Source organism: Tunicatimonas sp., from assembly GCF_049647865.1.
In the GTDB taxonomy this organism is placed as follows: domain Bacteria; phylum Bacteroidota; class Bacteroidia; order Cytophagales; family Cyclobacteriaceae; genus Tunicatimonas.
This window is the reverse complement of sequence record NZ_JBARYM010000883.1, coordinates 1-3,044: the sequence shown is the minus strand read 5'-3', so window position 1 is coordinate 3,044 and position 3,044 is coordinate 1. Positions and strand designations below refer to the sequence as shown.

3 protein-coding genes and 1 pseudogene are annotated in these 3,044 nt (G+C 42.3%); all 4 read left to right on the top strand.

The window, feature by feature from the left end:
• A pseudogene (locus tag WBA23_RS25300) lies at window positions 1–483 on the top strand (outer membrane protein assembly factor BamA); the annotation flags it as partial.
• 31 nt (window positions 484–514) lie between these two features.
• The gene (locus WBA23_RS25295) at window positions 515–1,078 is read left to right on the top strand and encodes an OmpH family outer membrane protein (RefSeq protein ID WP_424585063.1); all 564 of its coding nucleotides are present in this window, start codon (window positions 515–517) and stop codon (window positions 1,076–1,078) included.
• Window positions 1,079–1,101: 23 nt separating this feature from the next.
• On the top strand, window positions 1,102–1,656 hold the full coding sequence (locus WBA23_RS25290) for an OmpH family outer membrane protein (RefSeq protein ID WP_424585062.1): 555 nt from the start codon (window positions 1,102–1,104) through the stop codon (window positions 1,654–1,656).
• A 213-nt stretch (window positions 1,657–1,869) separates the two neighbouring features.
• A partial coding sequence (locus tag WBA23_RS25285; protein WP_424585061.1) for an MFS transporter occupies window positions 1,870–3,044 on the top strand: 1,175 nt, incomplete at its 3' end.

Below are 3,044 nucleotides of genomic sequence, written 5' to 3'. Positions count from 1 at the left end.
AATGTACATTTCGGATTCTTTGGCTCGTATAAAGACAATACGATTAATTCGCCCTTTGAACGATTTACATTAGGAGGAGCGGGCATGGCTGGGCAGAATTTCTTTGTGGCCGAAGAGCAAATCGGACTACGAGGCTACCCTGAGCGAGCGATCAGACCGCAGGATGGCACCGGAGCTCGGGGTGGAATAGCTTACAACAAATTTTCCGCCGAACTACGGTATCTGGTCTCCCCTAACCCTGCCGCTACTATTTATGTACTTGGGTTTGTAGAAGGTGGTAATAATTTTGCCAACTTTGATGAGTATAGTCCATTTGATCTGTATAAGTCGGCCGGAGTAGGGGCTCGTATCTTTATGCCGGCCTTTGGGTTACTCGGTATTGACTGGGGCTACGGGTTTGATAGTATTCCCAACGCGCCAGGTTTACAAGCTCGCCCCCCCGGCCCAGAATTTCACTTCCGCATTGGTCAGCAAATTCGTTAATGATACTTTATCGGTCATTTAGTTCTCAGTTATGGCTAAGATTGTTTTCCCCAACCTCCGCGTTTTTTCAATAGTTTTTGTAACTTTGTGCGCTTTATTGGCAGCTCCCGAAGTGTTTGGCCAGAAATTTGGATATATCACTACGGAATTTATTCTAAGCAAGATACCAGAGTATCAGGAAGCGCAAGGAGAGGTCAATCAACTAGCGGTTCAATGGCAAAGTGAAATACAGGGAATGCAGCAAGAAATTGATGCTCTGCATAGTGCATTAAAGGCTGAGGAAGTGCTGCTTACTGCTGAGATGCGTCGGGAACGTGGCGAAGCTATTCAGCAAAAGGAACAGACATTGAAGGAATACCAACAAAAGGTTTTCGGATTTGAAGGATTACACCATCTGAAGAAGCAAGAATTAATTAAACCGATTTTGGATCAGGTGTTTGAAGCAGTAGAAAAGGTGTCAGAAGAAAATAAATTGCAGATCATGTTTGATAAATCTGGTGATTTATCCATGATTTATACCAATCCTATTCACGATTACACCGACTATGTGCTAGATGAATTAGGATTGGGAGAACGAGAAGATACTATTCGATAAATTTAATGTAACCTATAATTAGTATGAAAAGGAATATTTTAGTAGCGATAAGCGTATTTACGCTATTCTTTGCCACTCAGGCACAAGCCCAGCAGAAATTTGGTTTTGTTAGCACTGAGTATGTGTTAAGCCAGATGCCTGAGGCTAAATCTATTCAATCTGAATTGCAAGCTTACCAGCGCCAGCTAGTAAATAAAATTCAGGCGACTACCCAGGGCTTTCAAACGCAGTACGAAGCCTACCAGAAAGGAGCCTCTACCATGACCGAAGATGCCCGGGCAGCCAAAGAGAAAGAGCTACAAGACTTGCAAACCCAAATCCAGCAAGACCAACAGGATGCTCAGACTAATCTTCAGCGCAAGGAAGCTGAGTTACTACAACCAGCCCTGGATAAAATTCAGAAGTCCATAGATGTTGTAGCGAAAGAGAACAGCTATACTCATGTTTTCAGTTTAGATGTAGCCGGAAACCCAATTCTGTTGTACGTAGATAATCAGGAGGAAGCTGATATCTCTGATTTAGTGCTTAAAAATATGGGCATTACCCCTACGGAAGCTAACCCCACCGGTTCTAACTAACCAGAGAAAAAGTTTTTATAATTTATTAAGCCAGGCAGTATTGTCTGGCTTTTTTTGCTCGATAGTGCCGTTTCTATAATGAATGTCGGTGATCTGCCCGCATTTTTAGTAAGTTATCACCATTTGTATCGTTATTTTCTATATTTTTATCGACTAACTTGACACCTTGGCTTTTTGAAAACCATTATATTACTCAACTAATCTTCTAAACCTATGAACGAAAATGTTAACAAGAATGCCCTATTTTACGGGAGTTGCTTCGCCTTAATTACCACTGCTTTGTCCTTTTCAATCAGAGCGGGAATATTACCCCAACTTGGTAATGAATTTGGCCTATCTGCTGAACAATTAGGTTTCATTAACTCTATGTGGTTTTTGGGATTTCCCATTTCAATGGTTATTGGTGGACTAGTTTATCACACAGTCGGGGGGAAAACCATCATGACGGTAGCCTTTCTTGCTCATACTATTGGTATAATAATGACCATATTTGCTGGTGGATACACAACACTACTTATTTCTACCCTACTAATCGGTATAGGTAATGGATGTACCGAAGCTGCTTGTAATCCAATGATTGCGGACACCTACTCTGGGATAAAAATGAATAAAATGCTCAACCGCTTTCATATGTGGTTTCCGGGTGGCCTACTGTTAGGTTCTCTCATTTCTAAGTTCATGACTGATTTTGGCATGAGTTGGGAATCGCAAATATGGATTATTATGATCCCAACCATCATTTATGCAGTTTTATTCTTTGGAAAAACCTTCCCTAAAGCCACAGTAGAAGGAGCTACTTCTTTAGCAGAAAATGCTAAGGCTATGTTGAGTCCCGTTTTTATCTTCCTATTTGTAGCTATGGCCCTCACGGCAATTACTGAGTTTGGTCCCGGACAGTGGGTGACATTTATCTTAAGTGCCAGTGGCGCCGATCCATTGTTAGTTATTGCGTTAACTTACGGAGTTGTGACTATTGCTCGGTATTTTGCGGGACCAGTAGTAGGATCATTAGGTCAAACAGGAGTTTTGCTAGGAGGAGCTATTTTAGCGGCTATAGGAATCTACTTGTTTAGTACTGTTACCGGTCCAATCGCTTATTTGGCGGCCATTATCTTCGGTCTAGGATACGGTTACTTCTGGCCCGTGATGATCGGAGCTACGGCCCAAAGAGTGCCACTAAGTAGTGCACTAGGTATGTCGGTGATAGGAGCTGTAGGAATGTTTTCCTCAGCTATTTTCCAACCAATTATCGGAGGATGGATTGATGGTGCCCGAGCTGAGAACCTAGCCGAAGGACTTAGCGGAGACGCCTTAGAATTAGCAGTAGGTCAGGGTGCTCTTCAGAACATGATGGTATTTCCGATTATTTTGATTGTCCTGTTTACAAT

Coding starts and splice junctions, on each gene's coding strand:
- WBA23_RS25290 (WP_424585062.1), top strand. CDS start 1,102: ATGAAAAGGAATATTTTAGTAGCGATAAGCGTATTTACGCTATTCTTT.
- WBA23_RS25295 (WP_424585063.1), top strand. CDS start 515: ATGGCTAAGATTGTTTTCCCCAACCTCCGCGTTTTTTCAATAGTTTTT.